The 22576-nt window shown below is 69.8% G+C and carries 13 protein-coding genes, 1 tRNA gene and 6 pseudogenes; 14 read left to right on the plus strand and 6 right to left on the minus strand.

Annotation, left to right across the window (positions count from 1 at the left end; genetic code table 11):
• Nucleotides 1–92 precede the first annotated feature (92 nt).
• Nucleotides 93–872: an enoyl-CoA hydratase gene (locus HK415_RS16860; RefSeq protein ID WP_171561274.1), complete on the plus strand. Its 780-nt coding sequence runs from the start codon at nucleotides 93–95 to the stop codon at nucleotides 870–872.
• An 8-nt stretch (nucleotides 873–880) separates the two neighbouring features.
• On the opposite strand, the gene HK415_RS16865 is transcribed toward HK415_RS16860, so the two are convergent.
• Both HK415_RS16865 and HK415_RS16870 read right to left on the minus strand, forming a co-directional pair.
• Nucleotides 881–1891 (minus strand): hypothetical protein, encoded by a 1011-nt coding sequence (locus HK415_RS16865; protein ID WP_171561277.1) that lies wholly within the window; start codon nucleotides 1889–1891, stop codon nucleotides 881–883.
• Nucleotides 1888–2460, minus strand: a complete 573-nt coding sequence (locus tag HK415_RS16870) for a sigma-70 family RNA polymerase sigma factor (RefSeq protein ID WP_171561279.1) — start codon at nucleotides 2458–2460, stop codon at nucleotides 1888–1890. The genes HK415_RS16865 and HK415_RS16870 overlap by 4 nt, the downstream gene beginning before the upstream one ends.
• Before the next feature lie 160 nt (nucleotides 2461–2620).
• On the opposite strand from HK415_RS16870, the gene HK415_RS16875 reads away from it, so the two are divergent.
• The 6 genes and pseudogenes from HK415_RS16875 to HK415_RS16900 all read left to right on the plus strand — a co-directional run bounded on the left by HK415_RS16875 (nucleotide 2621) and on the right by HK415_RS16900 (nucleotide 8527).
• Nucleotides 2621–4099, plus strand: coding sequence for a vWA domain-containing protein (locus tag HK415_RS16875; protein WP_171561281.1), 1479 nt, complete (start codon nucleotides 2621–2623; stop codon nucleotides 4097–4099).
• Nucleotides 4100–4132: 33 nt separating this feature from the next.
• Nucleotides 4133–4209: transfer RNA gene (locus HK415_RS16880), tRNA-Met, on the plus strand.
• Nucleotides 4210–4373: 164 nt separating this feature from the next.
• Nucleotides 4374–5634: pseudogene (locus HK415_RS16885) on the plus strand (putative Na+/H+ antiporter); the annotation flags it as partial.
• 158 nt (nucleotides 5635–5792) lie between these two features.
• Nucleotides 5793–6212 (plus strand): hypothetical protein, encoded by a 420-nt coding sequence (locus tag HK415_RS16890; RefSeq protein ID WP_171561284.1) that lies wholly within the window; start codon nucleotides 5793–5795, stop codon nucleotides 6210–6212.
• A gap of 1 nt (nucleotide 6213) precedes the next feature.
• Nucleotides 6214–7551 carry a tRNA (N6-isopentenyl adenosine(37)-C2)-methylthiotransferase MiaB gene (miaB, locus tag HK415_RS16895; protein ID WP_171561286.1) on the plus strand — a complete coding sequence of 446 codons (1338 nt, stop codon included), beginning with the start codon at nucleotides 6214–6216 and terminating at the stop codon, nucleotides 7549–7551.
• A gap of 190 nt (nucleotides 7552–7741) precedes the next feature.
• Nucleotides 7742–8527 (plus strand): porin family protein, encoded by a 786-nt coding sequence (locus HK415_RS16900; RefSeq protein WP_216369816.1) that lies wholly within the window; start codon nucleotides 7742–7744, stop codon nucleotides 8525–8527.
• Nucleotides 8528–8586: 59 nt separating this feature from the next.
• Here HK415_RS16900 and HK415_RS16905 read toward each other — a convergent pair whose 3' ends face one another.
• From HK415_RS16905 to ffh, 4 genes and pseudogenes are all read right to left on the minus strand, one after another.
• Nucleotides 8587–9312 carry a hypothetical protein gene (locus HK415_RS16905; RefSeq protein ID WP_171561288.1) on the minus strand — a complete coding sequence of 242 codons (726 nt, stop codon included), beginning with the start codon at nucleotides 9310–9312 and terminating at the stop codon, nucleotides 8587–8589.
• A 186-nt stretch (nucleotides 9313–9498) separates the two neighbouring features.
• A pseudogene (locus HK415_RS16910) lies at nucleotides 9499–10457 on the minus strand (tripartite tricarboxylate transporter substrate-binding protein).
• An 11-nt stretch (nucleotides 10458–10468) separates the two neighbouring features.
• Nucleotides 10469–11666, minus strand: a pseudogene (locus HK415_RS16915) (M20 aminoacylase family protein).
• 52 nt (nucleotides 11667–11718) lie between these two features.
• Nucleotides 11719–13075 (minus strand): annotated as a pseudogene (gene ffh / locus HK415_RS16920) (signal recognition particle protein); the annotation flags it as partial.
• Between the two features lie 74 nt (nucleotides 13076–13149).
• On the opposite strand from ffh, the gene HK415_RS16925 reads away from it, so the two are divergent.
• The 7 genes and pseudogenes from HK415_RS16925 (at nucleotide 13150) to HK415_RS16955 (ending at nucleotide 22497) form a co-directional block, all read left to right on the plus strand.
• Nucleotides 13150–13944, plus strand: coding sequence for a cytochrome C assembly family protein (locus HK415_RS16925; protein ID WP_171561296.1), 795 nt, complete (start codon nucleotides 13150–13152; stop codon nucleotides 13942–13944).
• Nucleotides 13944–14171 carry a PP0621 family protein gene (locus HK415_RS16930; RefSeq protein WP_171561299.1) on the plus strand — a complete coding sequence of 76 codons (228 nt, stop codon included), beginning with the start codon at nucleotides 13944–13946 and terminating at the stop codon, nucleotides 14169–14171. The genes HK415_RS16925 and HK415_RS16930 overlap by 1 nt, the downstream gene beginning before the upstream one ends.
• Nucleotides 14172–14178: 7 nt before the next feature.
• Nucleotides 14179–15903, plus strand: coding sequence for a two-component system sensor histidine kinase NtrB (locus tag HK415_RS16935; protein ID WP_171561301.1), 1725 nt, complete (start codon nucleotides 14179–14181; stop codon nucleotides 15901–15903).
• Nucleotides 15903–17369, plus strand: a complete 1467-nt coding sequence (locus tag HK415_RS16940; RefSeq protein ID WP_171561303.1) for a sigma-54-dependent transcriptional regulator — start codon at nucleotides 15903–15905, stop codon at nucleotides 17367–17369. Before HK415_RS16935 ends, HK415_RS16940 begins: the two co-directional genes overlap by 1 nt.
• Nucleotides 17350–17955 carry a 1,6-anhydro-N-acetylmuramyl-L-alanine amidase AmpD gene (gene ampD, locus HK415_RS16945; protein ID WP_171561306.1) on the plus strand — a complete coding sequence of 202 codons (606 nt, stop codon included), beginning with the start codon at nucleotides 17350–17352 and terminating at the stop codon, nucleotides 17953–17955. The genes HK415_RS16940 and ampD overlap by 20 nt, the downstream gene beginning before the upstream one ends.
• A gap of 322 nt (nucleotides 17956–18277) precedes the next feature.
• A pseudogene (locus HK415_RS16950) lies at nucleotides 18278–21130 on the plus strand (ribonucleoside-diphosphate reductase subunit alpha); the annotation flags it as partial.
• Between the two features lie 153 nt (nucleotides 21131–21283).
• Nucleotides 21284–22497 (plus strand): annotated as a pseudogene (locus HK415_RS16955) (ribonucleotide-diphosphate reductase subunit beta).
• Nucleotides 22498–22576: the final 79 nt, after the last annotated feature.

The following is a 22576-nucleotide window of genomic DNA, read 5'->3' on the forward strand; positions in this document are numbered from 1 at the left end:
TGTCTCCTTGGACGGCGAATCTAGCACCCGCCGCCGCCGCGCCGGCCGCATGGTTTCCCTTGGTTATAGTTGCCGCGAACCAGGAGGACACCATGGCTTACGAACTGATCGAAGTGCGCACCGAAGCGGGCAAGGTCGGCGTGATCACGCTGAACCGGCCCAAGCAGCTCAATGCCCTGAACAACCAGCTGATGGACGAGCTGGGCCAGGCGATGAAGGCCTTCGACGCCGACGAAGCCATCGGCTGCATGATCCTCACCGGCAGCGAAAAGGCCTTCGCGGCCGGCGCCGACATCGGCGCGATGGCGAGCTACACCTTCGCCGACGTCTACAAGGGCGACTACATCACGCGCAACTGGGAAACCATCCGCACGGTGCGCAAGCCGGTGATCGCCGCCGTGAGCGGCTTCGCGCTGGGCGGCGGCTGCGAGCTGGCGATGATGTGCGACTTCATCATCGCCGCCGACAACGCGAAGTTCGGCCAGCCCGAGATCAAGCTGGGCATCATCCCCGGCGCCGGCGGCACGCAGCGCCTGCCGCGCGCGGTGGGCAAGGCCAAGGCGATGGACATGGCGCTCACCGGCCGCATGATGGATGCGGCGGAAGCCGAGCGCGCCGGCCTGGTGAGCCGCATCGTGCCGCTGGACAAGCTGATGGCCGAGACGCTGGGTGCGGCGCTGGCCATCTGCGACTACTCGCAGCTGGCGGTGCTCGCAGCCAAGGAATCGGTCAACCGCGCCTTCGAAAGCGGGCTGGCCGACGGCGTGATGTTCGAGCGCCGGCTGTTCCACGCGCTGTTCGCCACGCAGGACCAGAAGGAAGGCATGGACGCCTTCGTCAACAAGCGCAAGGCGCAGTTCAAGCACCAGTAGGTCACGGCTCAGCGCCGCAGCAGGCGCTCCGCCTCCGTGCGCAGGGCCGCCGCGACGCCCGGCTCGGGGCGCAGCACGCGCGTCTGCCGTGCATCGCGCAGGCGCGTCCAGCGCCAGTGGTCTCCCACCAGTTCCAGCACGCCCGCCGCCTCGTCGCCCTGCGCGAGCTCGAGCCGCAGCGTGGGCGACGCCGAGGTGGTCGGCTCCTCCGAGGGCGAGGCCAGCATGGACATCACCAGCGCGGGCAGCTCGCCCGCCTGCGTGCGCGGGATCACCACCGAGCGTCCGCCCGACTCGATGCGCACCTGCGTCCAGGGCAGCGATGCGGGCGAGGCGCGCAGCGCCGCGGTGGGTGCGGCCGGTGCGGCCTGCCTCTGCGCGGCCGGAGCGGGGACCGGCGCGGCCATCGGTGGCGTCGGCGCTGCGGCGGCCACGCTGGGAGGCGGTGGCGGTGCGGCCGCGGCGGCGCGCGCTTCCTCTGCCGCCGGCGCCGTGCGCGCAAGCACGTCGCTGCTGCCGGCAGCATCCGGAAGCACCGGTGCCGGTGCTGCAGGCGCGGGTGCAGCGGGCACTGCCCGTGCCCGCTGTTCCCGCTGGGACGATTCCGGCCGCTCCGCGCGCGTCGCGGGCACCGGCAGCGGCGCCGGTGCGGACGCGGCGGCCGGAGCGGGCAGCTCCTGCGGCACCGGACCGGCGGCGGGCACCGGGCCCGGAGCCGGCACCGGCCCTGCGGCAGGCGCGGGCGCGGTCGCCACCACATCGGCCTCCGTGCGCGCGCCCGGCAGCTCGCGTCCTCCCCACATCACCGTGACCAGGGTCGCCAGTGCGATCGTGGCCAGTGCCGCCGTCCACGGCATGGCGCCGCCGCCGGATCGCGTCCACCAGCGGCGCCAGGCCGGCTGCAGCGCGCGGTGCGCCGCCGCGCGGATGGCCTCGCGCGTGCGCTGCTGCGGCTGCAGCGTGGCATCCGGCGCTTCGTCCATGGCCTTGCGCAGGCGCGCGTCGCGCAGCTCGGTCATCGCGCGGCCTCCAGCGGCGCGAGGTAGGCACCCATGCAGCCGCGCAGCTTCTTGAGCGCGTAGCGCAGCCGGCTCTTGGCGGTCTCGAAGGGCAACGCCAGCCGCTGCGCGAGGTCTTCCACGCTCGCCCCGTCCTCATGGTGCAGCAGGAAGGCGGCGCGCTGCGGCGGCGGCAGGTCTTCCAGGCAGTGCAGCAGCTGCGCGCCGGCCGCACGCCAGAAGGCCTGGTCCTCGCTGGAGGGCGCGGCATCGTGCTGGTGCGCCACCAGCCAGTCCAGCGGGTCGTCGCCGTCCTCCTGTTCCAGCGCCACTTCGCGGCCCGACACCCGCAGGCGGTCCATGGCCAGGTTGTGCGCGATCGTGAAGGCCCAGGTCTTCCAGCTGGCGGCGCGCGGCGCGAAGCGCGCACGGTGCGCCACGATGCGCAGCCAGGCTTCCTGGAACACCTCGTCGGCCTGCGCGGCCAGCGGCGCGCCCAGCAGGCGGCGCACGAAGCGGTACAGGCCGGCCTCGTGCCGCGCGTACAGCAGGTCGAAGGCCGCGGCGTCGCCGCGCGCGTAGGCCAGCATCAGGTCCTCGTCCGGCAGGTCGCGTTGGGCGGGGGCATGGGCAGATTCTCACATCACGTTGTACGGGGACCGCGTGCTTCGGGGTTAAACCGGGTGAAGAAGTTTCACCCCGCGCGTGCCGCTGCGCCGTGGAAGGAGGACCAACAACCTGGAGTGGTCCATGACACACCGTCGCCCGTCCCGCAGCATCGTCGCCCTCGTGTGCGCGCAGTGGCTGCTCGCATCGTCCGCCGCCAGTGCCCAGGCGGTCTGGCCGGAACCCAGGCCCGACCTGCCCCCGGTCCCGCAGGCGCGCAGCTATCCCAACTTCCAGGCGCCCTCGGCCACGCACTGCGCACGCCCCGTGGGCACGCGCGAGGTGCCGGGCGGGTCCGAAGCCGACGGCCAGGCCCGCCGCGGCCGCCATGACGACCTGGCCCGCGCGGCACCCGAGCGCAGTGCCCGCGCCGAGGAGCGCCTGCGCGACGCGGCGCCCTCGGCCGGCACGGCGCGCGCCCTGCCCCCGCCGCCCGCCATGGCCGCGCCCATGCCCGCCCCCGCCGCGCCGCATGCGCAGCTGGAGGCCGCGCCCCAGCGCCATCCCGGGCCGCGGCCCTCGCACGAACCGGTGACGGCCGGCGTGGTGGACGACAACGCCGACTTCACTTCCTACCTGGCCTTTCGCGAGCGCACGCAGGTGCCGCACCGCCCGCGCGACGTGCGCGAGCGCTACCTGCTGGAAGTGAGGGACGCGCGGGGCCGCCCCGTGGGCGATGCCGAAGTCGCAGTCGAAGCGCCCACCGGCTACGCGATGTGGGCGCGCACGGACACCGGCGGCCGCGCCTGGCTGCACCCCGATGCCTTCGACGCCAGCGGCTCCGGCCGCTACGACGTGGTGGTGCGCAAGGACGGCCGCCAGGCCTGGGGCCGGCTGGCGCGCGGCCAGAAGAGCGCGGTGGAAGTGATGCTCGACACGGCACCGGCGCCGGCCCGCGCGCGCCTGGACCTGGTCTTCCTGATCGATGCCACCGGCTCCATGGCCGACGAGATCGACAAGCTGAAGGCGACCCTGCGCACCATCACCGCCGAAGTGGCCGGCCTGCCCAGCCGCCCCGACATCTGCCTGGGGCTGGTGGCCTACCGCGATCGCGGCGACGCCTTCCTGCTGCGCAGCCACGACTTCAGCAACGACGTGGCGGGCTTCCTGCAGCATGCGCTCTATCCGCTGCGGGCCGGCGGCGGCGGCGACTACGCGGAAGCCATGAACGAGGCGCTGCACGAGACCGTGCACCAGCTCAGCTGGCGCGGCAGCGGCACCACCCGCATGGTGATCCTGCTGGCCGACGCGCCGCCGCACCTGGATTACGGCGCGCCGCACTACGACGAGGACATGCTGGCGGCCCTGGGCAAGGGCATCAAGATCTTCGGCGTGGGCGCCAGCGGCCTGGACCGGCAGGGCGAGTTCATCCAGCGGCAGATGGCGCAGTACACGGGCGGCAAGTTCGTGTTCCTCACCTACGCCCAGGCCGAGCGGCCCGGCAGCGGCCCGGGCCGCGAAACGGTGCACGACGTGCGGAACTACTCGGTGGACACCCTCGACCGGCTGGTCGTGCGGCTGGTGACCGAAGAGCTTGCCAAGGGGGAGGGGCGCGGACGCTGAGGGATTTCCAGGTTCGCTATAATCGCGGGCTTCGGCGCTTTAGCTCAGTTGGTTAGAGCGATGGAATCATAATCCACAGGTCCGGGGTTCGAGTCCCTGAAGCGCCACCAGGATCCCTAGCCCGCGCGGAGCCCGCTCCCCCGCGGGTTTCTCTCTTGCGGCGCCAGGACGGGGCCGCACCGGCGCGCCGCTAGAATCCACCGCAGGGTGCCGCTCCAGCTCGGGACGGCAGGAATCGCGCAGGTCGGGCCGCCTCGCGGGACAGCCCGCCCCCATGACCTCCGCGCCGGACACGATCCAGGCCGCCTCCGCGGCCATTTTCGCGATCGCCATCCTCCACACGTTCGCCGCCAGGCAGTTCGAACGCCTGGCCCACCGGTTCCCGCGCCACGGCGGACTGTTCCACCTGCTTGGCGAGGTGGAAGTCGTCTTCGGGTTCTGGGCTATCGTCCTGGTCCTGGCCATGGCCCTGGCGAGCGACGGCCGGACAGCCCTCGCCTATGCGGAGTCGCGCAACTACACCGAGCCGCTGTTCGTCTTCGTCGTGATGGTGGTGGCGGCCTCGCGTCCGGTGCTGGCGACCGTCGCCTCCCTGATGGCCGCGGCCGCCCGGTTCGCGCCGCTGCCGCGGCCGCTGGCGCTGGCATGGCTCGGGCTGGGGATCGTGCCGCTGCTCGGGTCCCTGGTCACCGAGCCGGCCGCGATGACGATCGCGGCCTCATGCTCGCGCCCCTCGTGTTCCGCAGGGACGTGGCCGAACCTGCCAAGTACTTCGCGCTGGGCGTGCTGTTCGTCAACGTGTCGATCGGCGGCACCCTCACTTCCTACGCGGCGCCGCCCGTGCTGATGGTGGCGGCCGCCTGGTCCTGGGACAACGCGTTCATGCTGTCCCAGTTCGGCTGGAAGGCAGCGCTGGCGGTGCTGCTCAATGCCTCCATCGCGGCGTTCGTGCTGCGGCGCCACTTGGCGCCGGTGCAGGACGACCCGGCGCGGAGCCGCAGGCCGCGGTCCCGGTGCCGATCGTGCTGGTGCACGTGGGCGTGCTCACCGGCGTGGTGCTGCTCGCGCACCACCCGGTCGCCTTCCTCGCCCTCTTCCTGCTGTTCCTTGGCTTCACGCAGGCGTACGAACGGCACCAGAGTCCGCTGATCATCCGGGAGGCCCTGCTGGTGGCCTTCTTCCTCGCCGGCCTGGCCGTCCTCGGCGGCCTGCAAAGCTGGTGGCTGCAACCCATCGTCCCCGGCCTCGAGCCGCTGGCCCTGTTCTTCGGCGCCCTCGGCCTGACGGCGATCACGGACAACGCGGCGCTGACCTACCTGGGCTCGCAGATCCCCGGCATCGGCGAGGCGTCCAGGTACATGCTCGTGGCCGGGGCCGTGGCCGGCGGCGGCCTGACCGTGATCGCGAACGCCCCGAATCCCGCGGGCGTCGCCCTGCTCCGGCGCGGCTTCGAGGACGAATCCATCGGTGCCGGCGGGCTGCTGCTCGGGGCGCTGTTGCCGACGGCGATCGCGGCGGCGGCGCTGCTGCTGCTGCCGGGAGCCGGCTCGCGTAAACGGCCCGCAAGGGGCTCTGGCACAATTCCCCATCCTGCGTCACTGCCGCACCACCGCGCGCCGTTCGCGTTGACATCGCTCGCACTGTCGAGCAAAGTGCCCTACGCAGGCACCCCCACAGCCTCTGGATCTACACCATGAACCGCTGGACTCGTTCCGCCCTCGCGGGCATCGCCCTCGCCGCCACCGCCGTTTCGGCGCAGGTGAGTTCCATCCGCAGCGCCCCGAAGGACGTCAAGCCCGCGCTGATCGCCGTCAGTGCCACGCCGCCGATCATCATGGTCGACGGCAAGCCGGACCGCTTCTCGCCGGGCGCGCGCATCAAGGACCGCGACGAGCGCCTGGTGCTCAGCGGCACCCTGGCCGGCAAGACCGTGTACTCCGTGTACAAGCGCGACGCCGCCGGCCTGGTGCACGAGGTGTGGCTGCTGACCGAGGAGGAGTACCGCAAGCTCGGGGGCGGCTATGCCGACCTCAACAACCCCGAGGGCTACAAGCGCTTCGCCGAGCTGCTGGACCTGATCTGGGCGAACCGCTGGCTGCTGCTGGGGAAGTGACATGAAAAAGGTCTACATCAAGACCTTCGGCTGCCAGATGAACGAGTACGACTCGGACAAGATGGCGGACGTGATGAACGCGGCGCAGGGCTACGAGCCCACGCAGGACCCCGAGCAGGCCGACCTGATCCTGTTCAACACCTGCTCGGTGCGCGAGAAAGCGCAGGAGAAGGTGTTCTCCGACCTCGGCCGCGTGAAGCACCTGAAGAAGAAGGGCGTGCTGATCGGGGTGGGCGGCTGCGTGGCCAGCCAGGAAGGCGCGGCCATCATCGAGCGCGCGCCCTACGTGGACGTGGTGTTCGGCCCGCAGACGCTGCACCGGCTGCCCGAACTGCTCGCGCAGCGCGAGCGGCAGCAGCGGCCGCAGGTGGACATCAGCTTCCCGGAGATCGAGAAGTTCGACCACCTGCCGCCCGCGCGCGTGGAGGGCGCATCGGCCTTCGTGTCGATCATGGAAGGCTGCTCCAAGTACTGCAGCTACTGCGTGGTGCCCTACACCCGCGGCGAGGAAGTGTCGCGCCCCTTCGAGGACGTGCTCACCGAGATCGCGGGCCTGGCGGACCAGGGCGTCAAGGAAGTGACGCTGCTCGGGCAGAACGTGAACGCCTACCGCGGCCGCATGGGCGACACGGCGGAGATCGCCGACTTCGCGCTGCTGATCGAATACGTGGCGGAGATCCCCGGCATCCAGCGCATCCGCTACACCACCAGCCACCCGAACGAGTTCACGCAGCGCCTGGTCGACGTGTACGCGAAGGTGCCGCAGCTGGTGAGCCACCTGCACCTGCCGGTGCAGCATGGCAGCGACCGCATCCTGATGGCGATGAAGCGCAACTACACCGCCATGGAATACAAGAGCACGATCCGCAAGCTGCGCGCCGTGCGGCCGCAGCTGTCGCTGTCCAGCGACTTCATCGTCGGTTTCCCCGGCGAGACGCAAGCGGACTTCGACAAGATGATGAAGCTGGTGGAGGACGTCGGCTACGACGCAAGCTTCTCCTTCATCTTCAGCCCCCGGCCGGGCACGCCCGCTGCCGCCTTGCAGGACGACACGCCGCACGCGGTGAAGCTCGCGCGCCTGCAGCACCTGCAGGCGGTGCTGGAGGACAACGTGCGGCGCATCAGCGCCAGCCGCGTGGGCACCGTGCAGCGCATCCTGGTCGAAGGGCCTTCGCGCAAGGACCCGAACGAACTGATGGGGCGCACCGAGTGCAACCGCATCGTGAACTTCGCCGGCCCTGCACGGCTGGCGGGGCAGATGGTCGACGTCACCATCACGCAGGCTCTGCCGCATTCGCTGCGCGGCGAGGTGCTGGTGAAGGAGAGCACGCCGGCCTGAGCCGCGACACGCGGTGTTCTCCCACGCAAGAGCGGCCGCCGGGCCGCTTTTGCATTGGCACGAATGCATCCTGCTCAGCAAAGAACGGTTGCAATTGAAGCTGTCGTTTTTGCGCAGATGCTGAGCCACCTCGGCCCACGGCCACGCCGCGCATCCGCATACTTCGACGCTCATTCTTTGGGAGCAAACGTTGAAAAGAGACTTCTCGCCCAAGCTGGGAGCCATTGCGCTCGCCGTGCTCGGCGCCGCAGCGAGCGGGCAGGCATTCGCACAGGCGCTTGCCACTCCTCACTGGTACCTCGGCGGCAACATCGGCCGCACTTCGGCCGACTTCGACCCGCCCGCCCTGCCCGCGCCCATCCTCGGCATCAACGAGGATGACAAGGACAAGGGCTACAAGCTGTATGGCGGCTACCAGTTCCACCCCAACTTCTCCGTCGAGGGTGGCTACTTCAACCTCGGCGACTTCAGCTACGCCTACGGCACCGGTGCCGGCACCTTCGCCGGCAACGCGCGCCACCGCGGCCTGAACCTGGACCTGGTGGGCCGCATTCCCTTCGGCGACCGCTTCTCGGCCTTCGCCCGCGTCGGCGGCGCGTACACCCGCTCCACCGCCACCCTGAACGGCGCGTCCTTCCGCGACAACGACTTCGGCGTGAAGTACGGCGTCGGCCTGGAATTCGCGATCACGCAGGCGCTGTCGCTGCGCGGTGAAGTGGAGCGCTACCGCATCGACGATCCGGTGCGCAACCGCGGCCACGTCGACATGGCGTCGGTGGGCCTGGTCTACCGCTTCGGCGCACCGGCCGTCGTGCCCACGCGCGTCGTCGCGCCGCCGCCGCCGCCTCCCCCGCCGCCGCCGCCCCCGCCCCCGCGCGTGGTGGTCCCGCCGCCGCCCCCGGTGCAGGTGGCTCCGCCGCCGCCCCCGCCGCCGCCGGCCCCCGCGCCCGCAGCGCCGCGTCCGTATCGCAACTGAGCGAACGACAGCAGGAAGAAACCCGCCTCGGCGGGTTTCTTTTTGTCTGTGGACCGGTGCTAGTGCGCGACCGGCAGCGGCAGCGCGGAAAGGTGCGCCGAAGGCTCGCGCCGGACCTCGTACGAGCCGAACACGTCCTGCGGACGGCGCGATTCGGGCAGGATGTACACGACCCCGCCGGATTGCTGGAAAGTCGGTGCCACGACCCGTTCGTAGAAGCTCGCCGGCACGTTGATGCAGCCGTAGGTGATGCGGCGGTCCACCGCCACCTTGCTCTGCAGGCGCTGCAGCCGGCGTTCCTCGGGCACGCCGGTCACCACGCGGTGCAGGGCCAGGGCGTTGTCGTAGTCGACCCAGAGGATGTCCTCGCCCTTGGGGCCGCGGCCCACGGAGGCGGTGAACCGGCCCGCGGGCGTGGTGCGCTCCTCCGGCAGGATGCTGGAGATCTTGCGGTTGCCGATGTCCGGCACGGTGTGGTCGCCCTGCGCCGAGCCGACCAGCGCGGCGGTCGCGCCGCGCAGGCGGCCTTCGCTGTCGAACACGAACACGCGCGCATCGACCTTGTCGACGACCACGAAGGGACGGCCGCCGTGGTCGCCGGAATGCACGGCCCAGTCGGCGATGTGCCGCACGTCCCTGGACGCCTGCTCGCCCGCGAGGTCCGCGAGCTTCGCGTGGCGCAGCGCGGAGCCCGCGCGCTGCTGCACCTGGACCAGTTGCGCGACCGGGTCGGCGGAGGCCGCCGGGGAGAAGGAAAGTGCCAGCGCGCAGAGCGCAAGGACCATTGGAACTCGCTGCATGATGCGGCAAATTATTCGCAGCGCATCTGCTGCCATGTGGCTCTGCAAGGCGCCACCGGCTGCAAGCGCTGACCGCGAAACGAGACGGGAAAGCGCCTACATCGCACGCATCGAAACGAAGAAGGGGCGCTGCTGCGCCCCTTCCGATGGACCGTGGAGGACCTTGCGCGGCTACTCGATGCGCGCGCCCGAGGCCTTCACCAGCACGCCCGCCGCGTCGTAGTCGGCGCGCAGCAGCTTTTCTGGAATTCGTCGGACGACATCGTGCCGGCCTCCACGCCCAGGGTCGCCAGGCGCTGCTGCACGGCCGGCTCCTGCAGCACCTTGTTGATGGCCGCGTTCAGCCGCTCGACCTCCGCCTTCGGCATGGTCGAGGGCGCCAGCACGCCGATCCAGGAGTCGAACTTGTAGGAGGGCACGCCGGCCTCCGCGACCGTCGGCAGTTCCGGCATGAACTTCGAGCGCTGCGTGCCGGTGTAGGCCAGGATGCGGATGCGCGGGTCCTGCTTGAAGCCGGCGACGCCGATCAGCGAGGAGGTGACGCCCTGCACGCGGCCGGCCAGCACTTCGTTCACCGCGTCGCCGGTGGACTTCATCGGCACGTGCTGCATCTCCACGCCCGCCCGGGCCAGGAAGTAGGCCATGCCCAGGTGGGTCGCGCTGCCGTTGCCGGCGGAGGCGTAGTTGAACTCGCGCGGCTTGCTTTTCAGCAGCCTGACGTACTCGGCCAGGTTGTTCACGCCCAGGTTGCCGGGCGCGGCGATCACGTAGCCGGAGTTGCCGATGTAGGCGACGCCGGTGAAGTCCTTGACCGGGTCGTAGCCCAGCTTGCTGTACAGGTGGCCAGCCAGCGTGTGGCTGGCGGCGGCGAGCACCAGCGTGTTGTTGTCGGTCGCCTTCGCCACCGCGCCGGTGCCGACGGTGCCGCCGGCGCCGGGCCGGTTCTCCACCACCACCGAGGCGCCCAGCGCCTGCCCGAGTTCGGCGTTGAAGGTGCGGGCGATCGTGTCCTGCACCGCGCCGGGGCCGAAGGGCACCACGATCTTGATCACGCGCTGCGCGAGCGCCGGGGAAGCCGCGCCGGCGGCCAGGAGCAGCGCGACGGCGGCGCTGCGGAAACGGATCTGCATGGACACTCCTGTCAGTCTTGGGCCAGCCACTTCTGCGCGAGCCGCACGAAGTAGCTCGCACCGATGGGGATGATCTCGTCGTTGAAGTCGAACGAGGTGTTGTGGATGATGCAAGGACCGGGCCCGTGGTCCGCCAGGCGGTGGCCGCCGTCCCCGTTGCCGATGAAGGCGTAGCAGCCGGGACGGGCGCGCAGCATGTGGGCGAAGTCCTCCGCGCCCATGACGGCGGGGTAGTTCTCGTCCACCCGCTCGCTGCCCACCACCTCGCGCATCACCTGCGCCGCGAAGCGCGCTTCGCGCTCATGGTTCACCACCGGCGGCGAGGCCCGGCGGAACGTGACCTCGGCCCGGCAGCCATGCGCGGCGGCGATGCCTTCGGCGATGCGCCGCAGCCCGTTCTCGATGGCATCGGTCGCATCCTCCGAGAAGGTGCGCACCGTGCCGCCGACCCAGGCCTCGTCCGGGATCACGTTCGGCGCACCCGAGCCCTGGATCTGCGTCACGGCCAGCAGCGCGCGCTCGGTGGAGGCGATCACGCGGGGCACCAGCGTCTGCAGCTGCTGGCCCAGGTCGATCACGGCTCCGACCGGGTCGATGCCGGTGTGCGGCATGGAGGCATGGGTGCCGCGCCCGTGCATGGTCACGCGCCAGGTGTTGCTGGACGCCATCAGCGCGCCGTGGTTCACCGCGAAGTTGCCGACCTCGCCGATCGCGAAGTTGTGCAGCGCGAACACCGCCTCGCAGGGGAAGCGCTCGAACAGGCCGTCCTGGATCATCTTTCAGCGCGCCGGCCTTGCCCATCTCCTCGGCCGGCTGGAAGATGAAGTGCACGGTGCCGGCGAAGTCGCGCGCCTGCGCCAGGTGCCAGGCGGCCGCCAGCAGCATGGTGGTGTGGCCGTCGTGGCCGCAGGCGTGCATGCGGCCGTCGTGCTGCGACCGGTGCGCGAACTTGTTCTCTTCCTGCAGCGGCAGCGCGTCGAGGTCGGCGCGCAGGCCGATGGTGCGGCTGCCGGCCTTGGCGCCGCGCAGGACGCCGACCACGCCGGTGCCGGCGATGCCGGTGTGCACCTCGATGCCCCACTCGCGCAGCAGGTCGGCCACCATCTTCGAGGTGCGGTGCTCCTCGAAGCCGAGCTCGGGATGGGCGTGGATGTCGCGGCGCAGGGCCACGAAGCGGGAAATGTCGGCGAAGCTGTCGACGAGGTTCACGGGGTCCTCCGGGGATGGAGGCGCAGTATAGGGAGGAACTAGAAGGGTAGCTTGGGCACCCCGCCTTTGCCCCACCCATGCGGCGCATCATCTTCATCAGCCCGCCGCCCTTCATCTTCTTCATCATCTGCTGCATCTGCTCGAATTCGTTGAGCAGGCGGTTGACTTCCTGCACCTGCACGCCGGCGCCGGCGGCGATGCGGCGCTTGCGGGTGGCCTTGATGATGTCGGGCTTGCGGCGCTCCAGCGCCGTCATGCTGCAGATGATGCCTTCCTTGCGGCGCACGTCGCGCTCCGCCTTGGCCATGTCCACCTGGCCGGCCTTGGCCTGCACCTGGGCCGGCATCTTGTCCATCAGGGTGGACAGGCCGCCCATGCTCTTCATCTGCTGCAGCTGGGCCAGGAAGTCGTTGAGGTCGAAGCCCTCGCCGCTCTTCATCTTGGCGGCCAGCTTCTGCGCCGACTCCATGTCGACGCCGGCCTGCACCTGCTCCACCAGGGCGACGATGTCGCCCATGCCCAGGATGCGGCCGGCGTGGCGTTCGGCGTCGAACACCTCCAGGCCGTCGATCTTCTCGCTGACGCCGGCGAACTTGATCGGCGCGCCGGTGACCTGCCGCACCGACAGCGCGGCGCCGCCGCGCGAGTCGCCATCCAGCTTGGTCAGGATGATGCCGGTCAGGGGCAGCGCTTCCTTGAAGGCCTTGGCGGTGTTGACCGCGTCCTGGCCCTGCATGGCATCGACCACGAACAGCGTCTCCACCGGGTTGAGCGCGCCGTGCAGCTCCTTGATCTCGCGCATCATCGCCTCGTCGATCGCCAGGCGGCCGGCGGTGTCGACCAGCAGCACGTCGAAATACTGCTTGCGGGCGAAATCGAGCGCGGCGCGGGCGATGTCCACCGGCTTCTGGTCGGGCGAGCTGGGGAACCATTCGGCGCCGGCCTGCCTGGTCACGGTCTTGAGCTGCTCGATGGCCGCCGGCCGGTACACGTCGCCGGAGACGGTCAGAACCTTCTTCTTGCGCTTCTCGATCAGGTGCTTGGCCAGCTTGGCGGTGGTGGTGGTCTTTGCCGGCGCCCTGCAGGCCCGCCATCAGGATCACTGCCGGCGGCTGGGCGGCCAGGTTGATGTCGCTCACCCCCGCGCCCATGGTGGCCACGAGTTCGCGGTTGACGATGCCCACCAGGGCCTGGCCGGGATTGAGGGAGCCCGCCACTTCCTGGCCGAGCGCCTTTTCCTTCACGCGGGCGATGAAGTCCCGCACCACCGGCAGGGCGACGTCCGCCTCCAGCAGGGCCATGCGCACCTCGCGCAGCATCTCCTGCACGTTGTCTTCGGTGATGCGCGCCTGGCCGCGCATCTGCTTGACCAGCCGGGAAAGTTTGTCGGAGAGGGCGGAGGTGGCCATGGGGAGTGGGGGTTGCGCCACACGGTCGGCGCGGGCGGAAGAGCCCGCAAGGGGGCCGGGCTTAAACTCGTCGCATGATTTTATCCAGTGCGTCCCCGGCCGGTGTGGTGCTCACCCTGGCAGCGGCGGCGGCCTACGCCCTGCCGGCCGCCGGTGCCGCGCGGCTGAGCGAGCAGGCCGCGCGCCGCGGGCTTCTCGCCGCCTGGCTGCTGCATGCGGCCACGCTGGTCTGGGGCCTGTTCGGCGATACGCCGCGCTTCGGCTTCGCGCCGGCCCTGTCGGTCACGGCCTGGCTGGTGCTGACCGTCTACGCCGTCGAACGCCAGATGTTCCCGCAGCTGCGCGCGCGTTGGGCGCTGGCGGGCCTGGGCGCCGCCGCGGTGGTGCTGGCGCTGGTCTTTCCCGGCACGCCGCTGCACGTGGCGTCCTCGCCCTGGCTGCCGCTGCACTGGGCGCTGGGCGTGGCCGCCTATGGCCTGTTCGCCGCCGCCGCCGTGCATGCCTGGCTGCTGCAGCGGGTGGAACACAGCATGCGCAACGCGGCCGAGCCCCAGGCGGGAATGCCCCTGCTGACGCTGGAGCGCCTGACCTTCCGCTTCGCCGCCGCCGGCTTCGTGCTGCTCTCGGCGACGCTGGTGGCCGGTATCTTCTTTTCCGAGATCCTGTACGGGCGCGCCTGGCGCTGGGACCACAAGACCGTGTTCTCGGTGATGTCCTGGGTCGCGTTCGCCGCGCTGCTGCTCGGTCGCATGCGCTTCGGCCTGCGCGGGCGGCGTGCGGTGAACGTCATCTACGTCGGCTCGCTGCTGCTGCTGCTGGCCTACGTGGGCTCCCGCTTCGTGCTCGAAGTGGTGCTGGGGCGGACCTGATGAAATACCTGGTCCTGCTCGCCGTCCTGGTGATCGCGTACATGGTGTGGCGCAACGCGCGGCTCGAACGCAAGGATGACGCGCGCCGCCCGCCCGCGCCGGGCACCCCGCAGGAGATGGTGAGCTGCCCGGTCTGCGGCCTGCACCTGCCCAAGCCGGATGCGGTGCGCGGTGCCGACGGCCTGTTCTACTGCAGCCAGGAACACCGGCTCACTGCCGGCGGCTGAAGCCCCCATGGCGCACAGCTCCTCCCCGCATCCCAGCTGGAGCCATTCGACCTGGACCTGGGAGCCGCCGGTGCCGCCGCCGCCGCCGTCCGGGAGCTCTCCCTTCCACCGCCTGTGGCTGGGCTTCATGGTGGCGCGCGTCTGCATCGCCGTCGTGCTGCTGCTGCTGCTCGGCACGATGATGGCGCTGGATCTGGCGCCGGTGAATTTCTGGCAGCTCGGACTGTGCGGCACCTACCTGGCCGCCGTGCTGGCGGTCAGCCTGCTCACGCGCCCGACGCCGCCGGGCCGCAGCTTCGACGCGCAGTGGGTGTCCACCATCGGCATCGACCTGCTGACGTTCTCGACGCTGCACTTCCTGCAGACCGCGGGCCTGAACTACTCGCCCCTGTTCGCGCTGCCGGTGCTCACGGCGTCGGTGCTCGGCTCGGGCCTGCTGGCGCTGGGCACGGCCGCCGGCGTGACGCTGCTGCTGCTGGTGGACGCCTGGCTGGAGGGCCTGGCGCTGGCCGACCACACGGCGCGCACGGTGCAGGCGGGCCTGACCGGCGGCGGCTACTTCTTCGTCGCGGTGCTGGCCAACCAGCTCGCCGTGCGGCTGGAGCGCGAGGAGCAGGCGGCGCGGCGCAGCCTGTCGGCCGCCCGCACGCAGGCGCACGTCAACGAGGTGGTGATCGACACGCTCACCGACGGCCTGCTGGTGGTCGGCGCGGACTGGCGCATCCACGCCGCCAATCCTTCGGCGCGGCAGCTGCTGGGATGGCAGGCCCGCGAGGCGCCGGCCTCGCTGGCGCTGGTGTCGCGCCCCGGCTGGAAGCCGCTGGCGGCGCTGGCGCAGCGCACCTTCTACAGCGGCGCGGCGCAAAGCGCCGAGATCGCGGTGGACCTTGCTCCCGGCGAGCGCCTGCACCTGCGCGTGCGCACGCGCCTCACGCCGCCGCAGGATCCCTACAGCGAGACCCTGTGCGTGATGTTCCTGCAGGACCTGCGGGAAGCGGAGGCGCAGCTGCGCACCGAAAAGCTGGCCGCCATGGGCCGCATGTCGGCCGCCGTGGCGCACGAGATCCGCAATCCGCTGGCCGCCATCACGCAGGCCAACAGCCTGCTGGCGGAGGAACTGGCGGAGCCGGGCCAGCAGCAGCTCGCCGCGCTGGTGGGCAAGAACACGCAGCGCCTGTCGCAGATCGTCGAGGAGATCCTCAACCTGGTGCGGGTGCAGTCGCCCAGCACCGACTGGCTGGACCTGGACCAGGTGGTGCAGGGCCAGGTGAGCGACTGGCAGCGCCACACCGCCGGCAGCAACCGCGTGGAGCTGCGCCTGGGCTCGAGCCCCGCATGGGCGGCCTTCGACGGCGAGCACCTGCGGCGCATCCTGGTCAACCTCCTGGACAACGCGCTGCGCTATGCATCGGACACGCCGGCGGCGATCGTCGTGGCGACCGACGTGCACGGCTCCCAGGCGCGGCTGCACGTGTGGAGCGACGGCGGGCCGCTGGACCCCAGCGTGCAGCGCCACCTGTTCGAGCCCTTCTTTTCCTCCGAGAGCCGCTCCAGCGGCCTGGGGCTGTACATCTGCCGGGAGTTGTGCGACCGCCACGGTGCGCGCATTGCCTATTCCCGCGAGCTGGCCGTGGACGGCAGCGCCCGCGAAGGCAACAACTTCACGGTCAGCTTCCGCACGCGGACCGCGGTGGTGCCAGGCGGCGCCCCCTTTGACACAATACGCGCCTGATGCCGCAAGCCGCGTCCCCTGCCCACATCCTCGTCGTCGACGACGAACCCGACCTGCGCACGCTCTACGAGCTGACGCTGCTGCGCGAGGGCTACCGGGTGGACGCCGCCGCCACGCTGGCGGAAGCCTCGCAGATGCTGGAGCAGCAGAAGTTCGACGCCGTGATCACCGACATGCGGCTGCCCGACGGCATGGGGCTGGAGCTGCTGCAGCGCATGTCGGCCCAGCAGCGGCCGGAGCGCTGCATCGTGATGACCGCCTATGGCTCCGCCGAGAACGCGGTGGAGGCGCTCAAGGCCGGGGCCTTCGACTACCTCACCAAGCCGGTGGACCTCAAGCAGTTCCGCAGCGTGGTGGCCTCGGCGATCCAGGAGTCGGCCACCGAGCGCGCGCGGCCCGCTTCGACGGGAACGCGCCCCGGCATCGCCGCCGGCGAACGGGCAAGCGGCAGCGGCGCGCTGCACCGCCTGGTGGGCGAATCGGCGGCCATGCGCACCGTCAAGGAACGCATCGGCAAGGTCGCCCGCAGCATGGCCCCGGTGCTGGTGCGCGGCGAGTCCGGCACCGGCAAGGAACTGGTGGCCCGCGCCATCCACGCCTGCAGCCACCGCGCCGACGGTCCCTTCGTCGCCGTCAACTGCAGCGCGATCCCGGAGACGCTGCTGGAAGCGGAGTTCTTCGGCGCCAAGAAGGGCTCCTACACCGGCGCCTCGGCCGACCGCGAAGGCTATTTCCAGGCCGCGCGCGGCGGCACGCTGTTCCTCGACGAGATCGGCGACCTGCCGCTGCCCATGCAGTCCAAGCTGCTGCGCGCGATCCAGGAACGCCAGGTGCGCGCGCTCGGCTCGACCCAGGAAGACACCGTCGACGTGCGCATCGTCAGCGCCACCCACCGCGACCTCGCCTCCGACGTGCAGTCGGGGCGCTTCCGGCAGGACCTGTTCTACCGCCTGAACGTGATCGAGATCCTGGTGCCGCCGCTGCGCGAGCGGCGCGAGGACCTGCCCCTGCTGTGCCAGGCGCTGCTGGCGCGCATCGCGCAGGACTCGGGCATGACCCCGCCGCAGCTGTCGCCCCACGTGCTGGAGCAGCTGCAGCAGCACCCGTTGCCGGGCAACGTGCGCGAACTGGAGAACCTGCTGCACCGCGCGCTGGCCCTGTCCGACGGCTCGCAGCTGCAGGTGGATTTCTCGCCCACCGCCTGCGTGCCGGTCCCCGCCGGCGACGCTGCCGGCCCGGACGCGGCCGCTGCCGCCGCGCCCGCGGCGACACCCAAGGACCTGCAGGCCTACCTGGACCAGCAGGAGCGCGACATCCTGGTCAAGACGCTGCGCGAGACCAACTTCAACCGCACCGCCGCGGCGCAGCGGCTGGGCCTGAGCCTGCGCCAGATCCGCTACCGCATCGCGCGCCTGGCGATCGCCACGCCGGGCAGCGAAGAAGCCGATGACCCGGCGCCGACCTGAGCCGCCCCCTGCGCCCGACCCGCTCTGGCAGCAGGGCTGGTACCGCTTCGCGCACCGCGTCGATTCGCCGAACTTCGGGCCGCGTCCCAAGGGGTCCAGCATCGACCTGGTGGTGGTGCACTCGATCAGCCTGCCGCCCGGCGTGTACGGCGGCGACGAGGTGCGGCAGCTTTTCACGAACACGCTGGATTGGGACGCACACCCCTACTTCCAGCAGATCCGCGGCATGCAGGTGTCGGCGCACTTCTTCATCCGCCGCGACGGCGCGCTGCTGCAGTTCGTGAGCTGCGACGAGCGCGCCTGGCACGCGGGCGGCTCCAGCTGGCGCGGCCGCGACAACTGCAACGACGACTCGGTGGGCATCGAGCTGGAAGGCCTGGAGGGCGAGACCTTCGAATCCGCGCAATACGACACGCTTTCGGCGGTCTGTTCGGCCCTCGCGCAGCACTACCCGATCCGCCACATCGCCGGCCACGAGCACATCGCGCCGGAGCGCAAGAAAGACCCCGGTCCCGGCTTCGAGTGGGCGTTGCTGCAGCGCGAACTCGGGTGGCCGGACAGCTGGTTTCCCGCTGCGGGTTGCTAGCCGGCAACGCATCCGCCGCGAAGCCCTCCGCGCCTTGGCGCCGTGCGCGCGAGGCTGCGCGCGCATCACAGGCGCTCCACAACGTTGTCCACAGGTGGTGCACCGCTTTCTCCGCGTCAACCACTACATCTAGTGCTTGAAAGGCTTCCGGACACTAGATATAGTGCCCCGCACGACTGGGGCCTGATGTCCTTGCCCCAGGTCAAGAACAACTGCAGACGAGGAAGAAGCATGCACACAGCCCTGGGCTCCACCACCGTCCCGCCCGCCGGCACCGTCGGCGCCACCCCCTCGCGGCTGCCGGCCGCGCCTCCCCCACCCCCTCGCGAACTACCAGATCATCCGCCGCAACGGCGCCGTCGTCCCGTTCGAACCGGACAAGATCGCCATCGCCATGATGAAGGCCTTCCTGGCGGTGCACGGCACCCAGGGCGCGGCCTCGGCCAGCGTGCGCGAGACGGTGGACGTGCTGACCCAGGCCGTGGTGCGCGGCCTGATGCGCTCGCGCCCGGGCGGCGGCACCTTCCACATCGAGGACGTGCAGGACCAGGTGGAACTGGGCCTGATGCGCGGCGGCCACCACGACATCGCCCGCGCCTACGTGCTCTATCGCGACCGCCGCGCGCAGGAGCGCGCCAAGCAGCAGCAGGACCAGGCCCCCGCCGCGCCGCAGTTCCACGTGCTGGACCGCGGCCAGCGCGTGCCGCTGGACACGGCCAACCTGCGCTCGCTGATCGCCGCCGCCTGCGAGGGCCTGGGCGAGGACGTCAAGCCCGAGCCGATCTACGCCGAGACCCAGCGCAACCTGTACGACGGCGTGCCGCTGGACGAGGTCTACAAGGCCTCCATCCTGGCCGCCCGCACGCTGATCGAGAAGGAACCCGACTACACGTTCGTCACCGCCCGCCTGCTGCTGCACACGATCTTCCGCGAAGTGGTGGGCGGCGAGGTGCCGCACGCCGAGCGTGCCGCCGCCTACGCCGACAACTTCCCCCTCTTCATCAAGAAGGGCGTGGAAAACGAGCTGCTGGACGAGAAGCTGCTGCAGTACGACCTCAAGCGCCTGGGCGCCGCCCTCAAGCCGGACCGCGACCTGAAGTTCGACTACCTGGGCCTGCAGACCCTGTACGACCGCTACTTCCTGCACGTGCGCAAGACGCGCATCGAGCTGCCCCAGTCCTTCTTCATGCGCGTGGCCATGGGCCTGTCGCTCAACGAGATCGACCGCGAGGCGCGCGCCATCGAGTTCTACGAGGTGCTCTCCAGCTTCGACTTCATGTCCTCCACGCCGACGCTGTTCAATGCCGGCTCCCTGCGATCGCAGCTGTCCTCCTGCTACCTCACCACGGTGCCGGACGACCTGGACGGCATCTACGAGTCGATCAAGGAAAACGCCCTGCTGTCCAAGTTCGCGGGCGGCCTGGGCAACGACTGGACCCGCGTGCGGGCGCTGGGCTCCCACATCAAGGGCACCAACGGCGAATCGCAGGGCGTCGTTCCCTTCCTCAAGGTGGTGAACGACACCGCCGTGGCCGTGAACCAGGGCGGCAAGCGCAAGGGCGCCGTCTGCGCCTACATGGAGTCCTGGCACCTGGACGTGGAGGAGTTCCTGGAGCTGCGCAAGAACACCGGCGACGACCGCCGCCGCACCCACGACATGAACACGGCCAACTGGATCCCGGACCTGTTCATGCGCCGCGTCATGGAAAAGGGCGACTGGACGCTGTTCTCGCCCTCCTCCGTGCCCGACCTGCACGACAAGTTCGGCGCCGACTTCGAGAAGGCCTACGTTGCCTACGAGGAAAAGGCCAGGCGCGGCGAGATCAAGCCGAGCAAGACGATCCCGGCCAACGACCTGTGGCGCAAGATGCTCTCGATGCTGTTCGAGACCGGCCATCCCTGGATCACCTTCAAGGACGCCTGCAACGTGCGCTCGCCCCAGCAGCACGCCGGCGTGGTGCACTCGTCCAACCTGTGCACCGAGATCACCCTGAACACCTCGGACACCGAGACGGCCGTCTGCAACCTGGGTTCGGTGAACCTGCTGCAGCACCTGAAGGACGGCAAGGTCGACCAGGAGAAGCTGAAGCGGACGATCACGACCGCGATGCGGATGCTCGACAACGTGATCGACATCAACTACTACGCCGTCAAGAAGGCGCGCGACTCCAACATGCGCCACCGCCCGGTCGGCCTGGGCGTCATGGGCTTCCAGGACGCGCTGTACGAGCTGCGCATCCCCTACGCCAGCAAGGAGGCCATCCAGTTCGCCGACGAGTCGATGGAAGCGGTCTGCTACCACGCCTACTGGGCGTCCACCGAGCTGGCGCGCGAGCGCGGCAAGTACTCCAGCTACAAGGGTTCGCTGTGGGACCAGGGCGTGCTGCCGCTGGACACCCTGAACCTGCTGTCCGACGCCCGCGGCGAGCAGTACGTGGACGTCGACCGCTCCGCCACCCTGGACTGGGACGCCCTGCGCAGGAAGATCGCGGCCGACGGCATGCGCAACAGCAACTGCGTGGCGATCGCGCCGACGGCGACCATCTCCAACATCATCGGCGTGGACGCCTCGATCGAGCCCTGCTTCGGCAACCTGTCGGTCAAGTCCAACCTGTCGGGCGAGTTCACGGTGATCAACCACTACCTGGTGCGCGACCTGAAGCGCCTGGGCCTGTGGGACGACGTGATGGTCATGGACCTGAAGCACTTCGACGGCTCGCTGCGGCCGATCGACCGGGTGCCGCAGGAAGTCAAGGCGCTCTACGCCACCGCCTTCGAGGTGGAGCCGGTGTGGCTGGTGGAAGCCGCCGCGCGCCGCCAGAAGTGGATCGACCAGGCGCAGTCGCTCAACATCTACATGGCGGGCGCCTCCGGCAAGAAGCTGGACGAGACCTACAAGCTCGCCTGGCTGCGCGGCCTGAAGACCACCTACTACCTGCGCACCACCAGCGCGACGCAGGCCGAGAAGTCCACGGTGCAGTCCGGCCGGCTGAATGCGGTGAGCAACGGGAACGGGAGCGGCATGCACGCGGAAAGCGCGCACAGCGGCCAGGGCGCGATGAGCGCGATGGAAGCTGCGGCGGCGGCCGCGCGCGCGCAGATCGAAGCGGCGGCGCCGGCCACCGACATCAAGTTCTGCGGCGTCGACGACCCGACCTGCGAAGCGTGCCAGTGACGCGCCGACACGCGCAGCACGAACGAAATGAAAGAGGTATCGGTGTTCTCCGACAGAACGCCGATGCAATCAAGCAACAAAATGCGAGCCGGATGTGAACGGACACTTTGATTTGCACATCCGCGCTCGCATAATCCGAGCACTGGAACACCTATGTTGACCTGGGACGACGAAGTCACGCCCACACCGTCAAAGCCCGTGAGCAGCGGTTTAACCACCAACCGCGAGGCGATGCATTCACCGCTCGCGACCGCACTCTCCGTTCCGCAACCCGCATTGCGCACCCTGGACGACGGCGCGATCGCTCCCATCGTCACGAAGCCTGCGGCTTCCGCGCAGCCGGCCAGCACGCGCCGCGTGACCGCCGCCGACAAGCGCATCATCAACGGCCAGACCGACGTCAACCAGCTCGTCCCCTTCAAGTACAAGTGGGCCTGGGAGAAGTACCTGGCGACCTGCGCCAACCACTGGATGCCGCAGGAAATCAACATGAACCGCGACATCGCCCTGTGGAAGGACCCGAACGGGCTTTCCGAGGACGAGCGCCGCATCATCAAGCGCAACCTCGGCTTCTTCGTCACCGCCGACTCGCTGGCCGCCAACAACATCGTGCTGGGCACCTACCGCCACATCACGGCGCCCGAGTGCCGCCAGTTCCTGCTCAGGCAGGCGTTCGAGGAAGCGATCCACACCCACGCCTACCAGTACATCGTGGAGTCGCTGGGGCTGGACGAGGCCGAGATCTTCAATGCGTACCACGAGGTCCAGTCGATCCGGGACAAGGACGAGTTCCTGATCCCCTTCATCGACGCGATCATGGATCCCAACTTCCACACCGGCACGCCGGAAGCCGACCAGACGCTCCTGAAGAGCCTGATCGTCTTCGCCTGCCTGATGGAAGGCCTGTTCTTCTATGTCGGCTTCACCCAGATCCTGGCGATGGGCCGGCAGAACAAGATGACTGGCGCCGCCGAGCAGTACCAGTACATCCTGCGCGACGAGTCGATGCACTGCAATTTCGGCATCGACCTCATCAACCAGATCAAGCTCGAGAACCCGCACCTGTGGACCTCCGAATTCAAGTCGGAGATCAAGGGCCTGTTCCAGAAAGCCGTCGAACTCGAGTACCGCTACGCCGAGGACACCATGCCCCGCGGCGTGCTGGGACTCAACGCCTCCATGTTCAAGGGCTACCTGCGCTACATCGCCAACCGGCGCGCCACGCAGATCGGCCTGGAAGCGCTTTTCCCGAACGAGGAAAACCCCTTCCCCTGGATGAGCGAAATGATTGACCTGAAGAAAGAGCGCAATTTCTTTGAGACCCGCGTGATCGAATACCAGACGGGTGAGCTCTTTCCTGGGATTGACGGCAACTGCGATATTTGGGCTTGGTTAAGCGCCCGCACGCATACCGGCACGAAGAGGCCGGGGCGTGGCGGGCGAAGG

This window comes from Ramlibacter montanisoli (genome assembly GCF_013087525.1).
Taxonomy (GTDB): Bacteria; Pseudomonadota; Gammaproteobacteria; order Burkholderiales; family Burkholderiaceae_C; genus Ramlibacter; species Ramlibacter montanisoli.